14 protein-coding genes are annotated in these 16,392 nt (G+C 65.5%); 10 read left to right on the top strand and 4 right to left on the bottom strand.

Features of this window, described 5'->3' with window-relative positions:
- Window positions 1–50: 50 nt before the first annotated feature.
- The 3 genes from ACVIGA_RS13055 to ACVIGA_RS13045 all read left to right on the top strand — a co-directional run bounded on the left by ACVIGA_RS13055 (window position 51) and on the right by ACVIGA_RS13045 (window position 2,275).
- The gene (locus tag ACVIGA_RS13055) at window positions 51–953 is read left to right on the top strand and encodes a transglutaminase family protein (RefSeq protein WP_456666704.1); all 903 of its coding nucleotides are present in this window, start codon (window positions 51–53) and stop codon (window positions 951–953) included.
- A 2-nt stretch (window positions 954–955) separates the two neighbouring features.
- Window positions 956–1,765, top strand: a complete 810-nt coding sequence (locus tag ACVIGA_RS13050; protein ID WP_456666703.1) for a transglutaminase-like domain-containing protein — start codon at window positions 956–958, stop codon at window positions 1,763–1,765.
- A 111-nt stretch (window positions 1,766–1,876) separates the two neighbouring features.
- Entirely contained in the window at window positions 1,877–2,275 is a 399-nt protein-coding gene (locus ACVIGA_RS13045) for a gamma-glutamylcyclotransferase family protein (RefSeq protein ID WP_456666702.1), read from the top strand.
- A 52-nt stretch (window positions 2,276–2,327) separates the two neighbouring features.
- On the opposite strand, the gene ACVIGA_RS13040 is transcribed toward ACVIGA_RS13045, so the two are convergent.
- Window positions 2,328–2,882, bottom strand: coding sequence for a chlorite dismutase family protein (locus ACVIGA_RS13040; protein ID WP_456666701.1), 555 nt, complete (start codon window positions 2,880–2,882; stop codon window positions 2,328–2,330).
- 208 nt (window positions 2,883–3,090) lie between these two features.
- On the opposite strand from ACVIGA_RS13040, the gene dnaG reads away from it, so the two are divergent.
- On the top strand, window positions 3,091–5,103 hold the full coding sequence (gene dnaG / locus ACVIGA_RS13035) for a DNA primase (RefSeq protein ID WP_456666700.1): 2,013 nt from the start codon (window positions 3,091–3,093) through the stop codon (window positions 5,101–5,103).
- A gap of 253 nt (window positions 5,104–5,356) precedes the next feature.
- Complete coding sequence (gene rpoD, locus ACVIGA_RS13030) at window positions 5,357–7,489, top strand: RNA polymerase sigma factor RpoD (RefSeq protein WP_223977169.1); 2,133 nt, start codon at window positions 5,357–5,359, stop codon at window positions 7,487–7,489.
- A gap of 255 nt (window positions 7,490–7,744) precedes the next feature.
- Here rpoD and ACVIGA_RS13025 read toward each other — a convergent pair whose 3' ends face one another.
- Both ACVIGA_RS13025 and ACVIGA_RS13020 read right to left on the bottom strand, forming a co-directional pair.
- Window positions 7,745–7,981 (bottom strand): hypothetical protein, encoded by a 237-nt coding sequence (locus ACVIGA_RS13025; protein ID WP_223977171.1) that lies wholly within the window; start codon window positions 7,979–7,981, stop codon window positions 7,745–7,747.
- Between the two features lie 120 nt (window positions 7,982–8,101).
- Complete coding sequence (locus ACVIGA_RS13020) at window positions 8,102–10,966, bottom strand: CHAT domain-containing protein (RefSeq protein ID WP_456666699.1); 2,865 nt, start codon at window positions 10,964–10,966, stop codon at window positions 8,102–8,104.
- A 510-nt stretch (window positions 10,967–11,476) separates the two neighbouring features.
- Here ACVIGA_RS13020 and ACVIGA_RS13015 point away from each other — a divergent pair.
- From ACVIGA_RS13015 to ACVIGA_RS13000, 4 genes are all read left to right on the top strand, one after another.
- The gene (locus tag ACVIGA_RS13015; RefSeq protein ID WP_456666698.1) at window positions 11,477–11,887 is read left to right on the top strand and encodes an ester cyclase; all 411 of its coding nucleotides are present in this window, start codon (window positions 11,477–11,479) and stop codon (window positions 11,885–11,887) included.
- A gap of 154 nt (window positions 11,888–12,041) precedes the next feature.
- Window positions 12,042–12,668 carry a hypothetical protein gene (locus ACVIGA_RS13010; RefSeq protein WP_456666697.1) on the top strand — a complete coding sequence of 209 codons (627 nt, stop codon included), beginning with the start codon at window positions 12,042–12,044 and terminating at the stop codon, window positions 12,666–12,668.
- 89 nt (window positions 12,669–12,757) lie between these two features.
- Window positions 12,758–13,564, top strand: a complete 807-nt coding sequence (locus ACVIGA_RS13005; protein WP_456666696.1) for a lytic murein transglycosylase — start codon at window positions 12,758–12,760, stop codon at window positions 13,562–13,564.
- A gap of 196 nt (window positions 13,565–13,760) precedes the next feature.
- Entirely contained in the window at window positions 13,761–14,606 is an 846-nt protein-coding gene (locus tag ACVIGA_RS13000) for an FRG domain-containing protein (protein ID WP_456666695.1), read from the top strand.
- A 280-nt stretch (window positions 14,607–14,886) separates the two neighbouring features.
- Here ACVIGA_RS13000 and ACVIGA_RS12995 read toward each other — a convergent pair whose 3' ends face one another.
- On the bottom strand, window positions 14,887–15,753 hold the full coding sequence (locus ACVIGA_RS12995) for an SDR family NAD(P)-dependent oxidoreductase (RefSeq protein WP_456666694.1): 867 nt from the start codon (window positions 15,751–15,753) through the stop codon (window positions 14,887–14,889).
- 157 nt (window positions 15,754–15,910) lie between these two features.
- On the opposite strand from ACVIGA_RS12995, the gene ACVIGA_RS12990 reads away from it, so the two are divergent.
- The gene (locus ACVIGA_RS12990) at window positions 15,911–16,312 is read left to right on the top strand and encodes a response regulator (protein WP_223977186.1); all 402 of its coding nucleotides are present in this window, start codon (window positions 15,911–15,913) and stop codon (window positions 16,310–16,312) included.
- Window positions 16,313–16,392: the final 80 nt, after the last annotated feature.

The following is a 16,392-nucleotide window of genomic DNA, read 5'->3' as shown; positions in this document are numbered from 1 at the left end:
CAGCTTTCTCTATAGATTAAGCGGTCCGAAATCACGATGATTGTTTGAAGATGCCGCTCCTGACTATCCATCACAAGACCGTTTATCGCTATGCGCGCCCGGTGGCGTTCGGCGAACACCGCATCATGCTGCGCCCCCGCGACGGCCACGATCTGCGCGTGCTCGACAGCGCACTTGTGATCGACCCGCAACCGATGTCGCTGCGCTGGATCCACGACGTGTTCGGCAACAGCGTCGCGATCGCCACCTTCGACGAGCGCGCCGACACGCTGTGCTTTGTCTCGACCGCGACGGTGGAGCACAATCCGGCCGATACGTTCGCGCTGACGCCGGATGACGCCGCCTACTTCTATCCTTTCCTTTACGATGACGAGGAATTCCCCGATCTGCAGCAGTTCATCACGCCGCAATATGGCGACCCCAACGGCGAAGTGTCGGCCTGGGCGCGGCGTTTCCTCGATGTCGAGGCGCCGACGCTGACGTTCAAGATTTTGAGCGACATGACGCATGGCATTCGCGAGGCGTTCAGCTATCGCAAGCGCTACGAGCAGGGCACCCAGCATCCGCTCGATACGCTGCGGACGAAATCCGGCACCTGCCGCGACTATGCGCTGTTTATGATCGAGGCGCTGCGCCGGCTCGGCATCGCCGCGCGGTTCGTCTCCGGCTATCTCGCGATGCCCCCGGGCAGCGCGCACGGCTATGTCGGCGGCGGTTCGACCCACGCTTGGGTGCAGGTCTATCTGCCGAGCGCCGGCTGGATCGAGTTCGATCCGACCAACGGCATCGTCGGCACGCGCGATCTGATCCGCGTCGCGGTGGCGCGCGATCCGCGCCAGGCGGTGCCGCTGCATGGCGTCTATCTCGGCGCCGCGGATGCCTTCCTCGGCCTGGACGTCGACATCAAGGTCGTCTCGGTCGGTGAGAATGCGGCGGAGCGGGAGACGGCCTGACGATGCAGATCAAGGTCGGCTTCGAGATCACGTACACGGCTCCGCAGCCGACCCCGATGGTGATCATGCTGTCGATCCATCCATCGCGCTACGCCGACATTGTCGGAACCGAGAGCATTGCGGCCGAGCCGGATGTTCCGATCGGCCTCTATCGCGACGGCTTCGGCAATGTCTGCGGCCGCCTGGTCGCCCCTGGCGGCGGCGTCACCTTCCGCGGCAGCGCGCTGGTGCGGGATTCCGGGCTGGCTGACATCGTCAATCCGGCGGCGCAGCAGGTTCCGATCGAGCAATTGCCCGATGACATGCTGCTCTATCTGATGCCGAGCCGCTATTGCGAGACCGACAAGCTGACCGACATCGCCTGGTCGCTGTTCGGCAACACGCCGCAGGGCTGGGCGCGGGTGCAGGCGATCACCGATTTCGTGCACCACCATGTGACGTTCGGCTACGAGCACGCCCATCACATGAAGTCGGCGCACGATGTCTATGAAGGCCGCGCCGGCGTCTGCCGCGACTTCGCGCATCTGGCGCTCACCTTCTGCCGCTGCATGGGCATTCCGGCGCGCTACTGCACCGGCTATCTCGGCGACATCGGCGTGCCGCCGGATCCCGCGCCGATGGATTTCTCCGGCTGGTTCGAGGTCTATCTGTCAGGCCAGTGGTACACGTTCGATGCCCGCCACAACACGCCGCGGATCGGCCGCATCCTGATGGCGACCGGCCGCGACGCCGCCGACGTCGCGCTTACCACGAGCTTCGGCCGCATGACGCTGACGAAGTTCGTCGTGGTGACCGATGAGGTGGTGGCCTAGCGTCCCCCGGGGTTTTTCTGTCATTCCGGGATGGTGCGTCAGCACCAGACCCGGAATCTCGAGATTCCGGGTTCGATACTTCGTATCGCCTCGGAATGACTCGTTAAACACATGACCTCCGACCTTCTCTTCGTCTACGGCACGCTGATGCGCGGCTTCGACCATCCGATGGCGAAGCTGCTCACCGGCAATGCCGAATTCCTCGGGCCGGCGCTGTGCCGCGGCCGGCTCTATCTGGTGAAGCATTATCCGGGCCTGGTCGTATCGGACGATCCCGCCGACATCGTGCACGGCGAATTGTTCCGCCTGCGCGAGCGCGAGGCCATGCTGCGCGAATTCGACATGTATGAGGCCTGCGGCGAGGGCTTTCCGCCGCCGACCGAATATGTCCGTGAGATGCTCAAGGTCACGCGCGCCGATGGCAGCGTGAACGAGGCGTGGACCTATCTCTACAACTGGCCTGTCACCGAGCTGCCGCGGATCGCGTCAGGGAAGTTTCTGGAGCACTAGCGCTCGTGTCCCGCGTGCACTGCGTGCTGCGCAGCGTCCGGGGCACAAGATCTCAGATTTCCCGCTCGACGCGAATGTCGACCTCGCGCTCGACATAGCTCCATTCCTCGGTCGCGCGCAGCATGCCGACCAGTTCGTCGAACAGGCCATCGTGCTCGGGGGCGAATTCGAACCAGGTCAGGAAGTCGAAGGGCATGCCGAGGTCGCGGGCGTGAAACAGCTGGCGGGCGATGGCGGGCAGGAATTTCAAGGTGCCGGCGATGTGGTGCGACTTGTCCTCGAAAATCTCGCGGCGCTCCGGCTGCGTCAGCTCCCACCACGCCGCGGATTTCCTGATCGGGATCAGCGCCGCGTGCGTCGCCTCGATGCGGCCGAGCCCGGTCTGCACGGCGGCGAGCTTCTCGCGCTCTTCCTTCTCGGTGTAGCGCAAATAGCTGGCGACGCCGGCGAGCCGCCAGGAGGTCTGCGCCGGCAACAGCGGCAGCGCGATCGAGTCGCTCGCAACGATCGACAGCGCCGGGACCTTCGGCAGCGTCTCGCCCTTCACCCGCGTGATGGACGTGACCTGCCAGCCGCCGCTCTGTCCGCCTCTGAATGTCGTGAACATGGTGCTATCCAATCCCGGAAGCGGGGAGGGGGCAAGCTTGCCGTGCGGGCTCTCCACCGCGGATTCGGGGGTAGCCCGCTCGACGGAGCCGCACGGGCTGGCCTGTGAATAGCCCGGAAAAGCCCCACATTGTTCGGCATGTCTTAGCCTGCCGCTATATGGCTAACCGGTTGTCCGCGATTCGTCGCCCGAGGCCAGAATCACCCTGATGCGTTTCACGCCCGAATTCCTCGATGAGCTGCGCGCCCGGCTTCCGGTCTCGGAAGTCGTGGGCCGGCGCGTCAAGCTCAAGAAGGCCGGGCGGGAGTGGAAGGGGCTGTCGCCGTTCCAGCAGGAGAAGACCCCGTCATTCTTCGTCAACGACCAGAAGCAGGCCTGGTTCGACTTCTCGTCCGGGCTGAATGGCAACATCTTCGACTTCCTGATGAAGACCGAGGGCGTGACGTTCCCTGAGGCGGTGGAACGTCTCGCCGCGATGGCGGGTGTCGCGCTGCCGGCCGTGACGCCCGATGCGGCGCGCCACGAGCAGCATCGCCGCACCCTGCACGACGTGATGGAACTGGCGACAAAGTTCTTCGCCGACACGCTGGCCTCGCGGGGCGGCGCCAAGGCGCGCGGCTATCTTGCCGACCGCAGCATCTCGCCGGCGACCCAGCTCCAGTTCCGGATGGGCTATGCGCCGCCGGACCGTTTTGCGCTGAAGGAGCATCTGGGCGCGCAGGGCATCTCCACCGAGGACATGGTGGAGGCCGGGCTTCTGGTGTCCGGCGAGGACAAGCCGGTGCCGTTCGATCGCTTCCGCGACCGCGTCATGTTCCCGATCACGGATGGCCGCGGCCGCGTCATCGCGTTCGGCGGCCGGGCGCTGGAGAAGGACGTTCCGGCCAAGTATCTGAACTCGCCGGAAACCCCGCTGTTTCACAAGGGCGACAATCTCTACAATCTGTTCACCGCGCGCCAGGCCGCGCATGACGGCGCGCAGCTGATCGTCGTCGAGGGCTATGTCGACGTCATCGCCATGGTCACCTCGGGCTTTCCCGGCGCCGTCGCGCCGCTCGGCACCGCGCTGACCGAGAATCAGCTGGCGATGCTCTGGAAGATGGTGGACGAGCCGATCCTCTGTTTCGACGGCGACCGCGCCGGCCAGAAGGCCGCCTATCGCGCCGCCGACCTTGCCTTGCCGCAGCTCAAGCCCGGCAAGAGCTTGCGTATCGCGCTGCTGCCGGAAGGGCAGGACCCCGACGACCTCGCGCGCTCCGGCGGGCGCGGCGCGATCGAGGATGTGATCGGCGCCGCGAGGCCGCTCGCCGAAATGGTCTGGTCGCGCGAGATCGAGGGCGGCAATTTCGACACCCCCGAGCGCCGCGCAGCACTGGAGGCGCGGATCGGCGAGCTCACCAATGGCATCCGCGACGAGGTGGTGCGGCGCTATTACCGGCAGGATTTGCAGGAGCGGCTGCAACGCAATTTTGCCCCGGAGGGGGGACGCGGCGGTTACGGCCGCGGCGGCTACGGCAACCGGGGCAATTTCGGTGGCGGACGCGGCGGCGAATCACCCCGCCAGTTTGCCCCTCGCGGCCCGGGTCAGGGCGGCCGGTTCGGCGCCAAGGGCGGCGCCACCCCCGGGTTTTCACGGGGCCCCTATCAGGCCGCGAGCCAGCAACTGGCAAACAGCCCGATCATGCGCGGCCAGCGCAGCGCGATCTCGAGCCGGGAGGCGCTGATCCTGCAATCCCTGATCAATCACCCCTGGCTGCTGCACGACCATCTCGAGGAGGTGGCGGCGCTGGAGCTCGCCCACCCCGAGGCCCACAAGCTGCGGGCCGCGATTATCGCCGCCTTTGCCCACGACCATCACCATTCTCCTGATGTCGAGGAGCAGGCCGAGAAGATGCGCGCCGACCTCGAAGCGGGCGGATTATCGCAAATACTTCAAAGGGTTGAGCGAGTGATCACGACCCAGGCGGTGTGGGGGGCGCAGATCGGCGCGGCACGCGAGGATGTTTTATCGACCTGGCGTCAACTCGTTGCCTTGCATCAGAAAACCCACGCCTTACTTAGGGAAAGAAAAGATGCGGAAGCCGCCTTGGCTGAAGACTCCAGCGAGGCCAATCTGGCATGGTTGCAGGATATCCAGGCCCGGATGGCAGAAGCCGATGGGACCGAAGCCCTGATTGAAGGGTTCGGCGAATTATCGGGCCGGTTCCAGCGTAACGTCTGATAATAAAAATGCTGCGGACGGCGCTGGCCGAACCCGCAAAAAGACTCGCCAAATCCATGGTTTGGCTGCAAAAACAGGGTTAAGCGAAACTTAATAGCCTCGCGGCTATTTCAAGATGGAAACCGTCGAGACGGATCAGAGGGGTGGCGAGATATTGCGCCGCCCTTTGTGCGTCGAGAGAGTAAATCTAGATTTCGTGCGAATGCGCGTGCGTGGCGCCATTCTGCATGACCGCGTTTCGGGAGCTTAGTGAATGGCCACCAAGGCAAAGACGCTGCAGGTTAAGGACAAGGAAAAAGACGACAAGGCAGCGGATGCTCCTGAGAAGGATGCCGCTGACGCGCCGTCGCCGTTGCTCGACCTGTCGGATGCCGCGGTGAAGAAGATGATCAAGCAGGCCAAGAAGCGCGGCTTCGTGACCTTCGATCAGCTCAACGAAGTGCTGCCTTCCGACACGACCTCGCCCGAACAGATCGAAGACATCATGTCGATGCTCTCGGACATGGGCATCAACGTCACCGAGGCCGACGATAGCGAAGGCGAGGACGAGAAGGACGACGGCGACGACGAGACCGACAACGAGCTCGTCGAGGTCACGCAGAAGGCCGTCACCGAGGTCAAGAAGTCGGAGCCCGGCGAGCGCACCGACGATCCCGTGCGCATGTATCTGCGCGAAATGGGCACAGTTGAGTTGCTCTCCCGCGAAGGCGAAATCGCAATCGCCAAGCGCATTGAGGCCGGCCGCGAGGCGATGATCGCGGGCCTCTGCGAAAGCCCGCTGACCTTCCAGGCCATCATCATCTGGCGCGACGAGCTCAACGAAGGAAAGATCTTCCTTCGCGACATCATCGATCTCGAAGCCACCTATGCGGGCCCCGAGTCGAAGGGCGGCATCAATCCGAACCTGATCGGCAACAACGGCGCCGAGGGCGCCGCCGCTGAAGGCAATGGCGGCGATGTGCAGGCCGGCGCGCCGGCCCATGTCGCGCCGCCCGCAGCGCCGCCGTCGCCGACCCCGTTCCGCGCCGCGCCCGCCGGTGGCGAAGCCGGCGTTGAGGAGAAGGATCCGGCCGAAGCCGCCGCCGAGTCCGATATGGACGACGACGAGTTCGAGAACCAGATGTCGCTCGCCGCCATCGAGGCCGAGCTGAAGCCGAAGGTGGTCGAGACCTTCGACAAGATCGCATCCGAGTACAAGAAGCTGCGCCGCCTGCAGGAGCAGGACATCGCCAACCAACTGCAGAGCGAGTCGCTGTCGCCCTCGCAGGAGCGCAAGTACAAGAAGCTGAAGGACGAGATCATCGTCGAGGTGAAGTCGCTGCGCCTCAACCAGGCCCGCATCGATTCGCTGGTCGAGCAGCTCTACGACATCAACAAGAAGCTGGTCTCGTTCGAGGGCCGCCTGCTGCGCCTCGGCGACAGCCACGGCGTCGCGCGCGAGGACTTCCTGCGCAACTACCAGGGCTCCGAGCTTGATCCGCGCTGGCTCAACCGCGTCTCCAAGCTGTCGGCCAAGGGGTGGAAGAACTTCGTCCATCACGAGAAGGACCGCATCAAGGACCTGCGCCACGAGATCCAGTCGCTGGCGGCGCTCACCGGGCTCGAGATCGGCGAATTCCGCAAGATCGTGCACGGCGTGCAGAAGGGCGAGCGCGAGGCCCGTCAGGCCAAGAAGGAGATGGTGGAAGCCAACCTCCGTCTCGTGATCTCGATCGCCAAGAAGTACACCAACCGCGGCCTGCAATTCCTCGACCTGATCCAGGAAGGCAATATCGGCCTGATGAAGGCGGTCGATAAGTTCGAATATCGCCGCGGCTACAAGTTCTCGACCTACGCCACCTGGTGGATCCGGCAGGCGATCACCCGCTCGATCGCCGACCAGGCCCGCACCATCCGCATCCCCGTGCACATGATCGAGACGATCAACAAGATCGTCCGCACCTCGCGCCAGATGCTGAACGAGATCGGCCGCGAGCCGACCCCGGAAGAGCTCGCCGAGAAGCTCGGCATGCCCTTGGAGAAGGTCCGCAAGGTCCTCAAGATCGCCAAGGAGCCGCTGTCGCTCGAAACCCCGGTCGGTGACGAGGAGGATTCGCATCTCGGCGATTTCATCGAGGACAAGAACGCGATCCTGCCGATCGACGCCGCGATCCAGTCCAACCTGCGCGAAACCACCACGCGCGTGCTGGCCTCGCTCACCCCGCGCGAGGAGCGCGTGCTGCGCATGCGCTTCGGCATCGGCATGAACACCGACCACACGCTGGAAGAAGTCGGCCAGCAGTTCTCGGTGACGAGAGAGCGCATCCGCCAGATCGAAGCCAAGGCGCTGCGCAAGCTGAAGCACCCGTCAAGGAGCCGCAAGCTGCGGAGCTTCCTGGACAACTAATTCGGGTCGTCATGCCCGGGCTTGACCCGGGCATCCATCGAGACAAAAACGGCGGGCAAAGGCCCGCCGTTTATTGTTTGCCCGGTCATCAACACCCTCGTCATTCCGGGGCGGCGCGCAGCGCCGAGCCCGGAATCCATCGGGCCGCAGATTTCGTGGTGAAATGGATTCGGGGCTCGCGCTTCGCGCGCCCCGGAATGACGAAAGAGGAACTCAGCACTGCAGAGTTGGTCGGCCTGACGGAGACCCGCGCCGCTACTTCTTCTTCGTCCCAACCCGCTCGATGGTCTTGATCTCGAGCGGCGGGCGGCCGCCCTTTTCGGCGATCTCGCGGTCCTGCTCGCGCAGGAAGGCGCGCACCGGCTCGTCGCCGTCCAGCCCGCCCAGCAGCTCCGAGGGCACGCGGCGGTTGGAGCGCTGCGAGCCGTCTTCATAGAAGACGTTGAAGAAGGCGAATTCGCCTTTGGGATTGGTCCCGGGTTTTTTCGGCATGGGCGGCTTGTCTCCGATCAGGCCGCCGCTGTCAAAGCAAATTACCTGCCGCTCGTGCCGATCTGCCCTGCACGATTCGGCGGCATAGGGCCCTTGCGCCGTTCATATGAGGCCTGTGCCTTAGCCCTCGAACAGCACGAACGCCGCCCACACGCTCGCGTCTTTGGCGCCCGCGACCTTGCCGTCGCGCGCATCGCGCCGGGTCTGGCGCAGCGCATCCGAATAGGTCAGGCCCTCCGCCAGGTGCTCGTAGAAGCGCACGGTGAAATTGGCGGTGCCTTCGTCGGCGACCGGCCACAGCGTCAGCAGCGCGCGCCGCGCGCCGGCGATGCCGAGCGCGGTCGGCAGGCCGCGCAGGCCGCTGACGAAACTCTCGTCGCCGCGGCCGGTCTCGCAGGCCGAGAGCACCAGCAAATCAAGGCCGGACAGGTCCCAGTCCATCACCTCGAAGGCATAGAGATAGCCGTCCTTCTCGTCACGCAGCGGCCATCGGCTGTCGCCGGCGCCCGACAGCACGATGCCGCTCTGCCAGAGCGTATCGAGGCCGGACGCCGTGCTGTCGTGATAGAAGCCGTGGGTCGCCAGATGCGCGATACGGGCCTTGCCGATCGCCTCGCGCAGCGCGCTTTCGCTGACGCCGTGTCCGGTCAGCACCTCGACCGGCGCGCCGCGCGCGCGGGCGAGTCTTGCGATCGCCTCGATCTCGGTCTTCGTGCCGGGCAGGGGCATCGGCCCCGGCTGGCCGTATTCGATGCCGCCGGCGAGCAGCATCGCGCCCGTCCGGTCGAGCTTTTCGCGCGCATGGATCGCGATCAGCCCGTCGGGGTTGGTCAGCATCCGGATCGTGAACTTGTCCTCCAGCAGCCCGCCATCGGCGCCGGGCAGCAGCGCGAACGGAACGGCAAACAGGAAGCCGTCCGGCACCACATAGAGCGTGGCCTTGTCCTTCAGCAAAGGCTCCAGCGGCGCGAACAGCCGGGCGCGGAGGTTCTGGAAGCGGCCTTTGCTGTCGAGCGCCCTGTCGTCGGCCGCCCTGTTGTCTGCTGTCTTGGCGTCGGCTGCCTTGTTGTCCACTGTCTTGGCGTCGGGATCCGGCGCGGCGGCCTGCATCGTGCGCAGCCGCGCGATCTCGGTCCGCACGCCGGTGTCGACCATGCGGCCGGGATCGCCGAGATCGACCACGCGGGGTTCGCTCGTTGCGGTCTCGACGATGGCGTAGAGCACGGTCGCGGACAGCGGCTCCTTGGACTGCCGATCCGCCTTCCATTGCCGCGTGATGAAGTAGTTGATGACAGCCTCGTCAGGCGCGAGCAGCTGCGACGGACGGATCGGATCCTGCGGCAGCTTCGCGCCGATCGCATCGAGCCGCTTGTTCAGCGCCTTCTCAGCCGCGTCCTGCCGCTGCCACACGGATCGGGCCCAGTCGTCGATATTGCCCGACGAGAACAGCTCCTGCTTCTCGCCGTTGAGCCGCAGCGCCGCGCGCAGCAGCGCCGCGGTCTCCTCGTCCTTGCCCGCCATCTGCGTCTCGAGCCGGCGCAGCGCGGTGGCATCGCCGCCGCCGAGCGTCTTCCAGCGCAGCACCGCGGCGGCAAAGGCCGGCTGTGCCACCGACGATCCGGCGCCGGTGGCGAAGCGGCCGAACGCGAACAGCAGATGGTCGGCATGGGCGCGGATCGCCTCGGCGACGGCGCGATCGCCTGATGTGCCGACCTCGCGCTTCATCCAGTCGAACATCTCGCGGTCGAGCGCGGTGAACGCGCGCGCGGCGCGGTTCGGATCGGTTGCGATCAAGGCTGTCGCGATGCCGAGCTTGATCTCGAAGCTGAGCGGATGCTGCGCGGTGAAGGCGCGGGTCGAAATCGCAAGCGCCGTCTCGCGCAGCCGCATGCCCGCATCTCGCTCGCCGCGCTGCTCGCGCTTGCCGGCCGCGAGCCCAGCTGCCTTGATACGCAGGAAGTCCGCGAAATTCGCCTCATTGGCGACGATCGCCTCCAGCCGCTCCAGGTCGGCTTGCGGCATCGCGGCATCGCCGGTGGCGAGCATGTCGGTGTAGAACAGCCAGGCATCGGCTTGTCCCGCAAAGCTCGGATCCTTCGGCGCGAGCACGGTCGCGATCGCGCGATGCCGGCGGAAATAGCGGCGGGCATCGTCGAAGCGGCCGAGATTGAGAAAATCCTGTCCGGCGTTGTTGACCGTCACCAGCGTGTTGAGATGGTTCTCGCCATAATGCCTGGCGCGCTTCTCGATCGCGAACAGATCGAGCTCGAGCGCCTTCGCCGGCGCGCCGATTTCGCGCAGCATGTCGGCATAGTTGTTGGCGAGCTTCCAGGTGGTGCGATGGTCGGGCCCCAGCGCTTTCTCCGACAGCTCGAAATTGCGACGGCCCAAATTCGTCGCCGACGCCGCCGAGCCGTTGGCCGACAGCGCGACCGCGAGCTTGTCGTTGGCGATCAGCGATTCCTCGGAGCCCTCGCCCCAATAGGCGTTGAAGGCCGCGATCGCCTTCATGTAGAGCGGGACTGCTTCCGCGATCCTGGCGTGGTCGGATATGAGGATCGCGTACATCAGGAGCACGTCGGCATTGCCGGGCGGCGATTGCGCCGCCGCTTTGCCCTTGAACGCGCGGACGAACAGTTTTTCGGCCAGATCGTCGCGCTTGACCGCGCGCAGCGCGGCGGTGGCGTCGAAATACTGCTCCATGACGAATTGCGCGTCGTCGAGTTTGTCGGCCGCATCCAGTGCTGCAAGCAGCTGTGCATAGCCCGCGTCGATCTTGCCGCCGCGCGTCAGCGCGATGGCGTTCTTCATCTGCGCGGTGATCGCCTGTGTGCCGCCGGCGCCTTGCGCCGGCGTGCGCTTGGCCGGGGCGTTCTGCGCCGCGGCGGTATCGATCGGTCCGATCTGAACAGCGCCGAACGCGAGGATGATACTGAATGATGCGGCTATCCTGCGCGCGCGTGCGAGACCCCCGGTGATCGTCATCGATGGCGCATCCTCATCGTGTCCGTCATCGATCGCGTTCCCCGCAAATGACGGCTTCGTCGCAGCAGCCTCACGACGCTTTAGCGGCGCGCCTTTGCATGAACAAGACACGGCGGCCGGTCGCGCGTGGCGCGGAGCCGGTCAGCCGAATTCGTGCTTCTTGGTCGCCGCCGATGCCTGTGGCGTTCATGCGTCGCACCGCGAATTGCTGCCGTGCCATGTGCCGCGGGCCGCCGCTCGCAGGCCACCGGCATCGTCGAGCCATCGGATGATGTTACCACCGGCCTGCCCGCTGGTTGTGCCGCCCGCATCGGGCGGGCTTGAGGAGCGACGCCTCGCGCGCACGTCGTTGCATTTTCCCGGCGACCGCCTTTCGCTTTGGGACGGAAACGCGCGCGGGTCGAAAGCGGAGGTTTTTTCTGACCATCGTCACTTGCACCGTCCCGCCCGATTCGCGTATGAGGCGCATCCTTCCTTTTCTGCAACTTTTCCTTCGAAGGCGCCCCGCCGATGTCCAACGCCACCCTCGACGCCAACAAGGCGCTGGTGCTCGCGCATTACGACGCCGTGACCAATCGGCTCGATCCCGATGCGATCCGCGCGCAGCTGGCGTCCGACTTCTTCGATCATGCCGCCGGCAAGCGGATGAGCGCCGAGGAGGTGATCGCGCATGCAACGGCCATGCACGGGACCTTCGCCGATCTGTCGGCGGTGGCGGAGTGCCTGGTGGCCGAGCGCGACATCGTCGCCGGCCGCTTCGTCTGGCGCGGCCGGCACCGCAGCCCGTGGCGCGGCGTTGCCCCGACCGGCCGCCACGTCGAATTCCGCGGCATGACGTTCTGGCGGATTCACGACGGCAAGATCTCCGAGCGCTGGGCCGAGATCGACTTTGTCGATCTGGAGCGGCAGCTCAAGGATTGAGGGAAATCTGCACAGCTTCGCCGCGCTGCGACCGTGATCCGCCGCCAGCCTGCGGGCTCCGCCTCATCGCCGGTAACGGGCGCATAGCGCCTCGAAGGTGCTGAGAGAAGCGAGAGCGCGAGACTGGAGCCCGGCAGACTGCGCGGGATGAATGATGAGCGCCGCCTCCCATGAGAAACAGGCCGCGGCCGATCGGTTCAGCTTCACCTATTTCGTATGGGTGATGCTGGTCGGGCTTTTGTTTGCGTTCGGTAGCGATCTGGACCGCATCTTCAATCTTTGGCTGATGCCGGTGCCGGCGTTGTTCCTGCCGGCCGTTGCCGTCACGCTCTATTGCACGGCCGCCCTGATCCGAAATCTCTGGCTGAGGCGATGGCGGCGCGTGGCCTCGATCCTTGTGGCGCCGGTTGCCGCCTATCTCTTCTTCGCGGGCGTCCGAGCGGTCGGCGTCAGCCGCGAGCTGATACGCTTCGAGATCGGAAAGCGCGACTATATCGCGCAGATCGAAAAGCTCCCGGAGACTGGCGAACCTCGACTGGCGACCTTCGACTGGGGACAGACCGGCGGGGCCGGCGTTGCCAATTTCGTCCATACGCTGGTCTTTGACGAGTCCGACGAAATTGCTCGCACGCCTGCGCAACGCTCGCTTGCGTGGCGCGACCGGGTGAACCGGCTGTGTCCCGGCACGCCGCTCTGCTCGCTGTTGAACCCTCCCGCGGGGTTCTCGGTCGCGGTCAAACAACTCGACGGCCATTTCTATCTGGTGACTGAGGGCTGGTGAGAGATCCGACTGTCGCGTCGCGCAGGTCGTTTTGACGGGCATGATTTTAGCGGGCATGATCGGCCATTCGAAGCAGGAGGGATTGTTGCATGCTCAGGTGTCGTTTGGCGGTTGTGTTCGGCGCCTTGCTGCTTGCCACCCCCTCCTATGCCGCGCGCTGCGGCGGCAGTTTTCCGGCCTTCGTCCAGTCGTTCTCGCAGGAGGCGGCGGCGGCCGGCATCCAGCAGGACGTGATCTCGCAGGCGCTCGGCGGGGTGCAGCAGGATGGCGGGGTACTCGCCTTCGATCGGCGGCAGCGCTACACCTTCAACAAGACCTTCGAGCAGTATGTCGCGACCCGCGTCGGCCCCGGCCGCATCAATGGCGGCCGCGCGATGTTGCAGCGGCACGCCGCGCTGCTGTCGAAGATCGAGCAGCAATACGGAGTGCCGCGCCAGATCCTGGTCGCGATCTGGGGGCTGGAGACCGATTTCGGCAAGGGCGACATGGGCAAGCTGCCGGTGTTCCGTGTGCTCGCGACGCTGGCGCATGATTGCCGCCGCACCGACCTGTTCCAGGGCGAATTGCTCGCCGCGCTCAAGATCCTGCAACGCGGCGATCTCCGTCTCAACGACATGATCGGCGCCTATGCCGGCGAGATCGGGCAGACCCAGTTCCTGCCGTCCTCCTACATCAAGTATGGCATCGATTTCGATGGCGACGGCCATGTCGATCTGCGCCACTCGGTGCCCGACGTGCTGGCCTCGACCGCGAACCTGTTGCACTCGAACGGCTTCAAGATGGGCGCGCCCTACGGCGAAGGCAGCGCGAATTTCGAGGCGATGCGCGAGTGGAACAGGGCGGTGATCTATCGCAAGACCATCGGGTACTTTGCCGATCAGCTCGTGGGGCGGTGACCGCTCTGTGGTCATCCCCGATGCGCAATTGCGCATCGTGGGGCGCGCCTCGGCGCGAACCCGGGATCTCGAGCCGCATATCCCCCGTCATTCCGGGGCGCGCGTAGCGCGAGCCCGGAATCCATCGGGCCGCATCACGTGTTGAAAAATGGATTCCGGGCTCTCGCTTCGCGAGCCCCGGAATGACGGGTGTGGAATGGAAACCATCGGCAGCCAAAAAATCTGGTCGTTCTTCGACCGCCGCGGATGCCAGGTCGCGAAGAACTCGGCGGTGCGGGAGGGGCCTGGCCATCGCGTCGGGTCGTATCTGGAGCTCGCGACCAAGATCGCCGAACTGCAATTCCTCAACCGCGACCATGTGCTGCTGTTTCGCGGCCAGGGCGCCGACTTCAGGAACGTCAAGCGCAACTCGTCGCTGAAGCCGACGCTGTTCCGCGCCGGCCGCGGCAATCCGGACCGCGAGACGCTGGCGTCGCGGTTCGCGGCGCTGGCGCGCGCCGAGCAGATCCTGATTGCGGACTACGCGAAAGCCAAGCTGCTCGGGCTGGAGCGGCTGAAGCGGCATCGCATCCTGCGCTGGTCGATCCTGCAGCATTACGAGGTCTGCACCACGCCGCTGCTCGACGTCACCCATTCGATCCGGATCGCCGCCTCGTTCGCATCGCTGGCAGAGACCGGCACCGCCTTTCTCTATGTGCTCGGCGTGCCGAACCTCAGCGGCGCGATCACCGCGAGCGCCGAGGCCGGCCTGCAGATCGTGCGGCTCTCCAGCGTCTGCCCGCCGGCGGCGGTGCGGCCGCACATCCAGGAGGGCTATCTACTCGGCGAATACCCTGAAATGTCCGGCACCGAGCAGAAGGAAAACTATTTCCCGTACGAGATGGATTTCGGCAGGCGGCTGGTCGCAAAATTCTCGTTCGCGCCGGCGGCGTTCTGGAAGAACGACAATTTTCCGCAGGTGACGAAGAGCGCGCTTTATCCGTCCGAGCGAAGCGATCCACTGTTTCGGCTGGCGCTCGGGGTGAAGAAGCAGCTGGGGTGATCTGCTTCGCAGCGCGCTTCGTGGGGCGGATTAGCTGCAGTCGCAATCGCGCCCCGTGCTGAAGCATGGATTGCTTCGCTTCGCTCGCAATGACGAAGTTGTAATGGCCGTGTAATCGTTTCACCCGTCACCCTGAGGAGGCCGCGCAGCGGCCGTCTCGAAGGGTCGACGGGCCACCGGTCGGGCCGTGCATCCTTCGAGGCTCGCTCCGCTCGCACCTCAGGATGACGGGTCTGACGACGTTCGCAGGGACGGCGCCTCACCTGGCAACGTCACCCATTCAACCGGCCCTCGCCGCCTCGCGCGCCAGCCGCCGCGCTGCGGTCTTCTCCATCATCCGTTGCATCACTTTCCAATACGTCCCCGGGCGGAAGCGTTGCAGCAGGTCCATGAAGCGGGCGTCCTTGCCGATCAGGATGCGCGGCTGGTTCTTCTCGATGCCGGCGATGATGCGCTGTGCGACTGCGGTCGGCGTGGTCCTGGCCAGCGCGTCGAAACGCTCGATCGATTCGGCGCGGCGGGCATTGTCGGTGATGCCGGTGCCAGAGCGCGAGTTGCGCGCGATGTTGGTGGCGACGCCGCCGGGATGCACGACGGAGAGCCTGACCGGGCTGTTCGCCACCGCAAGCTCGTGACGCAGGCTTTCCGAGAAGCCGCGCACCGCGAACTTGGCTGCGCAATAGGCGCTCTGGCCGGGCGGGGCGAGGATGCCGAAGATCGAGGAGATGTTGACGATATGCGCCTCGCGCTGCCGCGACAGCAGCGGCAGGAAGGCGCGGGTGCCGTGCACCACGCCCCAGAAATTGATGTTGAACAGCCACTCCATCTGGGCCTGCTCGATCTCGCCGAACTCGCCGAGCAGCGCCACGCCGGCATTGTTGACGACGATGTTGAGCCCGGGATGGGCGGCGCCGGCGGCCTCGGCAAATGCCGCGATCTGGCCAGGCTCGCTGACATCGAGGCGATGCAGCGTGACCTTGCGCGGGCTGACCTTGGCGATCTCGGCGGCGGTGGCCTGCAGGCCGGCCTCGTCGCGGTCGGCGATTGCGAGATCGCAGCCGCGCAGCGCCAGTTCATGCGCGAGCGCGCGGCCGATGCCGCTGGCGGCTCCGGTCACGGCGGCGGCAGATCCAGAGATCGCGGTCATACGGGTCAGCTCCATCTCAACGAAGGGTGGCGGGGGCCGTGAGGAACACGGCGGGCTTCCCCACTTTTCTCAGATTGGAACCGAACTATCCAGCGCCCAGGTGTTTGACCCTCGTCACACTCTGAAACCGAGGCATTCAATCCAAGGGAGGTCAGCCATGGGACAATCGAGACCCTGTCGTGCGAAGGCCCTGGTTGTCGAGGACGACCCCATGCAGCGCCAGATGATCGAATTGCTGCTGGAGGAGAGCGACTTCGAGGTCATCTCCTGCGAGAGCGCGGAGGCCGCAGAACTGGTGCTGCGGAGCAATGGCGACACTGTCGTGCTTATGCTGACCGATGTCGAGTTGGCCGGGAGCATGACCGGGATCGAGCTCGCCTTTGCCGCCAAGAAATACAACCCCGATCTCGATGTGATCGTGACCTCGGGCAAGCCGCTGCGCCAGCGCCTGCCCGACGGCGCCCTGTTCTGGTCCAAGCCCTGGGCGCCGCTGGACGTCATCCGGGTCGCCGAGATGAAGGCGTCGGAGCTATCGGGCGGCGGGTCGCGCAGATCCTGACAGAACAAGGGTCCTCGTAACGGAGTTGTCAGCGCGGCCGAAGGGTGGGCGGCCGGTGGCTGCTTCCGCCCTGGGGGAGG

This window comes from Bradyrhizobium sp. USDA 3240 (assembly GCF_054063295.1).
This window is presented reverse-complemented; position numbering and strand designations above follow the sequence as displayed.